This window comes from Kitasatospora sp. NPDC059803, from assembly GCF_042732255.1.
Classification (GTDB): Bacteria; Actinomycetota; Actinomycetes; order Streptomycetales; family Streptomycetaceae; genus Kitasatospora.
Genome location: NZ_JBHWIJ010000063.1, coordinates 1 through 6,674 on the forward strand (window position 1 = coordinate 1; position 6,674 = coordinate 6,674).

Here is a 6,674-nt window from a genome sequence, read left to right on the forward strand (position 1 = left end):
CGTGAGCTCGCTGGCACCCCACCGCCCGCGCCCCCCCCCCCCGGCCGGGGTGTCGCCGTGGTGGTCGCGGCTCTGCGCGCGAACACCACGGTGCGGGCCATGCGGCCCCAGCCGGTGGTGGGAACGCTGCCCGCGCGCCCCGTCCTGCGCCGCCAGATACCGGCGGCGTGAACACCGCCTAGAACCCCGGGGGGGGGGGGGGGGGGGCGCGCCGGCGGCCGCGGCCGCGCGCGCGAGAGCGAGCCCGCGGCTGCCCTCCCCCCTGCGCAGCCGCCACCGGACTCCAGACACCCGCCCCGGGAGCGACACGGGGCGGGTGGCGGAAGAGTCGCGCCCCAGTCCGTGGGCGCGCGTGCTCACCGCGCCCAGGCCTTCTTTCCACTTCCACCTACTCCGTACCCGAGGACTGCGCCGTGAGCGTCGGACCGCACACCACCCGCAAACTGGACGTCAACGCCTGTTCGGCCGTGGCGCAGGCCTGCATGGGTACCGGCGACCACGTCCGCCGGCAGGCCGTCCAGCCGGCTCCGTGGATCCGGGGGCCGCGATGACGGCTCTGCCCGGTCCTCAGCTCCCGTCCGACGGAGCCGCGGGCCCCGGAGCCGGCGTGCCCGGGGGCCTGCTGGAGGCGGCGCTGAAGCTCGTCCCGGTGACGGACGACATCGGCGTGCTTCTGGCCTTCATCGGGGACCAGCTCCACGAGCACTGGGGCGGCCCCGTACTGGTCAATCCGAGCCTGTGGCTGGTGGAGGAGCGCTGCGAGCGGGCGGCCCGCCACCGCCAGCGGGCCCTGAAGAGCACGGACGCCGTCGCCGACGCGCTGATCGAGTGCTCGCTGGAACTGTTCGATGCCGACCTGCGCGCAGACGACGCCGGCACCCTGGACACGGTGCGCAGGGTCGCCGCGATGGTCGCCTCCCTCCCCTACCTGGACAACCCGGTGCCGGCCGAAGACGCTACCGCGCCGAGCCCCTGCGCACCCCGCGCACTGCCAACAAGGACACCACCATGCGCCCCATGACACAGACGCAGACCGCCACGGCCCGAACCGGCCCCCGGACCGGCCACGCCACCGAGGCCGCCACCGCGCAGGAGGACACCGGCTGGACGGGCCGGGCGCCGGACATCCTCCGCTCCTACTACCTGGGCGCGACGGTCACCGAACTTCTTGAGTGGTACGGGATTCCCGACCGCAACCGATTCAACCGGTTCCGGCTGCTCCACCACGCGCCCGCGCGCCCGCCGCGCCGGCCCCGGGCCGCCGACGCGCAGCCGCAGCAGGCCGGGCAGACCCCCGAGGACCTCCTCGTCCGGTGGCTGCCCGACCTGATCCACGACATGGAGCAGCGGGTCCTCACCTCCCTGATGGGCACCGTCCTGTGACACCTGATGAGAGCCGCGACGCCGTCTACGCGACCGCGCGGCGCCAGGGCCTGGACCCGCGCGGCGCCACCCTGCTCCAGGGCGGCCCCCACCACACCTGGCGCCTGCCCAAGTCTGGTGCGATCGCCCGGGTCTGGCGCCCCGGCACCAGCTTCGAGGAGGCCTTGCGGGCAAACCGGATCGCCCTGTGGCTGCTGCGCAACGGCATCGCGGCCGCGCGGCCGGTCGGCCGGTCGGCCTGCCCGGTGCAGTACGAGGGCCGTTACCTGCTCCAGGTCACCGTCGCCGTTGACCTCGGCGACGAACGTCCCACACCCGCTCAACTCGGCGCGGTACTACGGGAGTTGCATGGCCTGGAGGTCCCGGCTCAGCTCGGTCTGCCGACGTTCAGCCCGTTCCCGGTGCTGGCACGGCGCATCAAGAGCCTTCCGCCGGACGTCCTGTCCCCCCAGCAGCGGTCGCGCGTTCGGGCACTGCTGGCCGGCGCCCGTGAGGCGTGGAGGGCCACCGACTGGCCCGAGCGGTGCGTGATGCACGGCGACCCCGGCCGCGGGAACTGCATCACCACCCCCGAGGGGGTGGCGCTGATCGACTTCGAGCGCACCTCGGTCGGACACCGGTGGCGCGACCAGGCGTCCGCCGCGTGGCGGCGTGACGTCTTCGGCGCCGGCCCCGACGAGTACGAGGAGTTCGCCGAGGCGTACGGCGCCGACGTGACGGCCCTCGACGGCGGCCGTATTTACCGCGAGGTGCTGACCCCGGAGTTCGCCGTCAACGCCTGGCTCAACTGGGCCGAATACGCCCAGGCCGAGCCGGAGCTGCAGCCCGAGGCCGACCGGCGGCTGGCCACCATCACCACCGACCCGGTCCTCCCGCCCTTCCCCTGGGGCTGGGCTCCCAACAGCGCCGCGGCCAAACAGCCGGAGCCCGCGGCGTGCGCGGCAGCCCCCGCACCGGCCCCGGGGAGCGCGTCGTGATCGCCGAACTGTCCATGCATGACGCCGTCCGCTGGCTGGGCAGGGAACTCGGGGGCGCGGGGTTCCGCGCCTGGGACGTCAAAGAGGACGGGGTGCGCTACACCCGGGTCACCGAGGGCATCGGATGGTGTCAGCCGGCCGGCGCCGGGACGGAGTCGTGGCCTCCCGGTGCGCTCGGATGCCTGCGCGTCTTCTGGTACCCCGACCCGGTGTACCAGAGGGACTACCGCAAGAAGACCATCCCGGCCGGCGCCGCCGAGCACTGGCAGACGAGTACCGAGGCACTGCTCGCCGTCCTGCACGGGCTCGGCCTCGGGGCGGCGAGGACCGGGCCGCCCCGGACCCCGGACAGGCACAGCTTCGCAGCCTTGCTGGTCTGGGAGCCGGGACCGGATACCCCAGCCGAGTGGCCGCCGCCCGGCGCGTGGGAAGGCGTACCGCCGACCCGCCCGAACTTCGTTGACGGCTGGCCCGGATGGAAGGACCGCGGCCCCGGCGACGAGGTCAGCTGGGCCTTGCGAGATCTTGCCAGGCAGCGGGAGGCCGAAGGCCGGACGAAGACCGGCCGGGTGTCGGTCGCCGATCACGACGGCGTTCTGTGGCCGCCCGGCGCGCACGCGTGTGCCTGCGTGCATTGGCACCCGGACAAGGAGCACGTGCGCGCTGCTGACGGATCGCTGTCGGCCGCCGCCTTCGAGCACTGGTGCGAGGGCACCAGCAGGCTCCAGGACGACCTGGCCGCGCTCGGCTACGAGAGCCGCACCGCGTGGACGCACCCTGCGGAGGTGAGGGACTTCGCCGTCGTCCTGGCCTGGCGGGGCGCGCGCTCCTCCTCCTCCTGAGCCCGAGCGGTCCTGCTCGCCCCGGCCCGTGACAACGACCGCACGTCTACGCCCGACCCGATCCTGAGAGGACCATCGTGTACGCCGTCTCACCCACCATGCCCACCATGCCCGCCACGAGCACCGTGGACGCCGGGCGCAGCTGGCTCGCGTACTGGAGCCCCGATCCGGGGGAGTGCCTGGCCGCGTGGGACGGGGGCGGGCTGGCGGCGATCCCGATGGGTGCGTTCTGGGTCGTGCAGACCTCGGCGACGTTGGGGTTGCGCGCGGTGCAGGTGCTGCCGCAGTGCGGGCCGGTCCTGCACAGCGTCGTGGGCGCGACGGTGGAGTTCCTGGTGGCGCCCCCGACGGCGCCGCTTCGATCGGGGTGGCGCGGCATCGGCCGGGTGTTGGACCGGGGCGTTCTGCCGTGTCCGGCGCCGGGCGCGGCCGCGCCGTCGACGCCGGGGGGCCTGCCGGTGCGCAGGGCGGCGAAGTGGGTGGTGGAGCCGGACGGCAGCGGCCGGCTCCTGGCCCTGGACGAGGTGCTGGGAGCACTGAGCGAGGACTACGAGCGCGTCGTCGCCCGGGACGGGGAGCGGGAGTGCGCCGGGGCGGTGGGTTCGGCCCGGCCGCTGGCCGCGGGTGCGTTCCTGCGCGCGGCGCGCAGACCGGTCTGAGTCGCGATCTCCTGGCAGCGCCCCGACTTGGGCGGCTGTCAGGTGCGGCCCGCCTTGTGGTGGGACGGGCCGGCGGCGGGAGCGTGCGTGCCCCACCCCCGTGGGTGCGCCCGTCCCCGCCGTAACCCCTGGTTCCGCCCCGGCTCTGCTCCGGGGGCGCAACCAGGCAACCCTGGTGCCGCGCCCTTGCCCGGCGCGGCACCACCCCATGGACGGCCGCTCCGATAGCGGTCAGGCGGTGGGCCCGTGGAGACCTGGTGGGCTATCAGGGGCCCACCGCCACCCCTTCGACCACGAGAGACGAGGACCAGGAGATGGGATCGGGGAGGGCGGCGTTCGCCGACGGCCGTGCGAGACTCGCGGCGGCGCCGCCGGCAGCCCGCAGACGGGGGCGCAGCCGGTCCCCGAGTCGCCGGGGGGAGTGGAGCGGCCGCGGCCGTTGGTGGTGGTGGCGTGGGACCTGGAGGGCGCCGACCTGTCGAGGGCCGCGGTCTGGCTGCGTGACCAGGATCCGGACCTGGCTCCACCTCGACCAGGACCGCCTGCACACCGTCCTGGCTGCGGGGAATCGCTGATGCACGAACAGGCGGGGCGACCGGGGTCGCCTCACTGACATTGACATTCACGGCTTCCGCCGCCGCAGCGACCGTGCGACGGGCGGCGGACGACAGCCGACGCGGGACGGCCGAGAACCTGGGGAGGTCCGGGTCCTGCGTCCGGCTCTGCCTGCTCCCGAGGGTGCCCGTGGTCCCGCACTCGGCGGAGGCACCGGAGCAGGCCCCTGGGCCGGGTCATCACCTGACCGGCCCGGCCCAGGAATACCCATCCAACTACCTTTCACAGGAACAACGTTGACTCCAGAGGAAAGCCTCAAAGTGGTCCGCGCGGCCGCCCGGTACCAGGGCTTCGACCCGTACGGTGCGACCCTTCTGCAGCCCGGCCACAACCACACCTGGCGCCTGCCCGAGGCGGGAGCCGTCGGCAAGGTCCACGGGCCGCCCGCCACGTTCGTGTCGACGTACCGCCAGAACCTGGCTGCGTTGTGGCTGCTGGATAATGGCGTCCCGGCCGCCAGGCCGATCGGCCCCGAGCGCTATCCCGTCCGGCACGGCACCGGCCGCAAGGTACTCCACATCACCTTCGCCGAAGACCTCGGCAACAACACCACGCCGCCCGAGCCCGAGCAACTCGCCTTGCTGTTAAGGAAGTTGCACGGCCTGCCCGTTCCCTCCCGGCTGGGCCTGCCGGTCTTCGACCCGATTCCCTCCCTGGCCATGCGCATCAGCACCCTCCCGGTCGGGATCCTGAACCGCGGCCGGCGCGAGCGTTTGCGTGAGCGCCTGGAGGCCGCCCGTGCCGCCTGGCAGACCACCGAGTGGCCCGAGCGGATGTGCGTGCAGCACGGCGACGTCGGCCTGGCCAACTGCATCACCACCCCCCACGGCACCCCCACCCTGATCGACCTCGAACGCATGGCGATCGGGCCCGGCTGGTGGGATCTGGCCGCGATGGCCTGGCGCCGCGACGCCCTGGGCGCCGACCCCGACGAGTACGCCGAGTTCGCCGCCGCCTACGGCGTCGACATCACCGCCCACGACCACGGCCGCACCTACCACCAGGTACTCACCCCGGTCTGGGCGATCAGCGCCTGGCTTGCCGCCGTCGGCTACGCCCGGCAGGACCCCTTCTGGCAGCGCCAGGCCGACCTGCGGCTGGTCACCGTCCTCGCCGATCCGCTGCCGCCGTTCCCCTGGCACTGGGCCCTGGCCGATCGGGCCGGGAAGAAGCCCCTTGAGGTGACGCCGTGAGCGCCCTGACCGAACCGGTGCCCGGCGACCGGGCCGCCCTGCTGGTCGCCCGTACCGGCATCCCGGTGCTGCTGCTGGCGGGCGAGACGGGAGTACCGACGCTGGCCGCGAGCGTCGGCACCGCGGACCCGCGCCGCTACACCGCGACCACCGCTCTCTACGGCGACGGCATGCGCGGCGAGGTCCACGCCCCCGGCGGTCCCGACCCGGAGCAACTGGTTCACCAGGCACTGCCCGGCGCCGCGCCGGTCCGGTTCGCGCTGCTGGCGACGCCCGGCGGGATGACCCTGGGCGTCGAGGCCCGACACGACGGGCTGGTCGCCCGGGCCGGTGTCTGGCAGGGCTGGACGCTGCTGCACATCACCCTCGATCAGTACGACCGGGGCCGGCTCCCGGCGCTTCGGCTGATTGGCGCGGACTCCCTCCCCCGCGGCCGCCCGGGCCGTCCGTCCTGCCCCGAGTCCGCGCGTCGCCTTCGGCAGGTCAGCCGGTGATCACTGTCTACGGCGCCGCGGTGCGCGCGGGCGTGCAGGCCCCCGCGTTCCCGTCGATGTTCCTGGCCGGCGCACCGCAGCGGCCCCCGAGGGCGACGCTCCGCATCCGATCCGGGCGCCCGATGCCGCTGCTGATCGCCGGTGCCCACTGCCCGATCTGTGACGGTCAGTTCATGGCCACCCCGGCCGCCGTCGAACTGCTCTGCCTCACCGCACACGGCTTCAGCGCCCACGCGATCGGCCGTCGCCTGAACACCGGCGCGGCCGCGGTCGCGGACGACCTCCAGGCTCTGACCGTCCAGCTCGCGGCCGCCAACGCGGTACAGGCCGTCGACATCGCCGTTCGGGCCGGGCTGCTGCCCGGGCCCGCGCGCCGCCCCGGGGGGGGGGGCATGTGGCCCCCGCGGGGCCGGGGGGGCGAGCACTGGCCTGGGCGCCGGGGCTCAGCACAGCCCCTATCGCTCGAGGGCGGGGGCCGCCCCCCCCCGCCGGGGCCCCGTGCGTGGACGAC

General features: G+C 74.6%; 8 protein-coding genes and 1 pseudogene. All 9 read left to right on the top strand.

The annotated features are described in order from the left end of the window. Window positions 1-413: 413 nt before the first annotated feature. Complete coding sequence (locus ACFV6I_RS13360) at window positions 414-551, top strand: hypothetical protein (protein ID WP_159398767.1); 138 nt, start codon at window positions 414-416, stop codon at window positions 549-551. A gap of 56 nt (window positions 552-607) precedes the next feature. Beyond that, on the top strand, window positions 608-1,021 hold the full coding sequence (locus ACFV6I_RS13365; RefSeq protein ID WP_063353089.1) for a hypothetical protein: 414 nt from the start codon (window positions 608-610) through the stop codon (window positions 1,019-1,021). Beyond that, window positions 1,018-1,383 carry a hypothetical protein gene (locus ACFV6I_RS13370; protein ID WP_159398766.1) on the top strand — a complete coding sequence of 122 codons (366 nt, stop codon included), beginning with the start codon at window positions 1,018-1,020 and terminating at the stop codon, window positions 1,381-1,383. The genes ACFV6I_RS13365 and ACFV6I_RS13370 overlap by 4 nt, the downstream gene beginning before the upstream one ends. After that, window positions 1,380-2,360, top strand: coding sequence for a phosphotransferase family protein (locus tag ACFV6I_RS13375; RefSeq protein WP_063353087.1), 981 nt, complete (start codon window positions 1,380-1,382; stop codon window positions 2,358-2,360). Before ACFV6I_RS13370 ends, ACFV6I_RS13375 begins: the two co-directional genes overlap by 4 nt. Next, window positions 2,357-3,202, top strand: coding sequence for a hypothetical protein (locus tag ACFV6I_RS13380; protein ID WP_380425119.1), 846 nt, complete (start codon window positions 2,357-2,359; stop codon window positions 3,200-3,202). The genes ACFV6I_RS13375 and ACFV6I_RS13380 overlap by 4 nt, the downstream gene beginning before the upstream one ends. A gap of 107 nt (window positions 3,203-3,309) precedes the next feature. After that, entirely contained in the window at window positions 3,310-3,861 is a 552-nt protein-coding gene (locus ACFV6I_RS13385) for a hypothetical protein (RefSeq protein WP_159398765.1), read from the top strand. 851 nt (window positions 3,862-4,712) lie between these two features. Then, a complete protein-coding gene (locus ACFV6I_RS13390) occupies window positions 4,713-5,669 on the top strand; it encodes a phosphotransferase (RefSeq protein ID WP_159398764.1) in 957 nt (318 codons plus the stop codon). After that, on the top strand, window positions 5,666-6,163 hold the full coding sequence (locus ACFV6I_RS13395) for a hypothetical protein (protein ID WP_063353083.1): 498 nt from the start codon (window positions 5,666-5,668) through the stop codon (window positions 6,161-6,163). Before ACFV6I_RS13390 ends, ACFV6I_RS13395 begins: the two co-directional genes overlap by 4 nt. Further along, window positions 6,160-6,674 (top strand): annotated as a pseudogene (locus ACFV6I_RS13400) (hypothetical protein); the annotation flags it as partial. The gene ACFV6I_RS13395 and the pseudogene ACFV6I_RS13400, both read left to right, overlap by 4 nt.

Bases quoted from the DNA above. Each gene is read 5' to 3' on its own strand.
- ACFV6I_RS13370 (WP_159398766.1), top strand. From the start codon at position 1,018: ATGACACAGACGCAGACCGCCACGGCCCGAACCGGCCCCCGGACCGGC.
- ACFV6I_RS13385 (WP_159398765.1), top strand. From the start codon at position 3,310: ATGCCCGCCACGAGCACCGTGGACGCCGGGCGCAGCTGGCTCGCGTAC.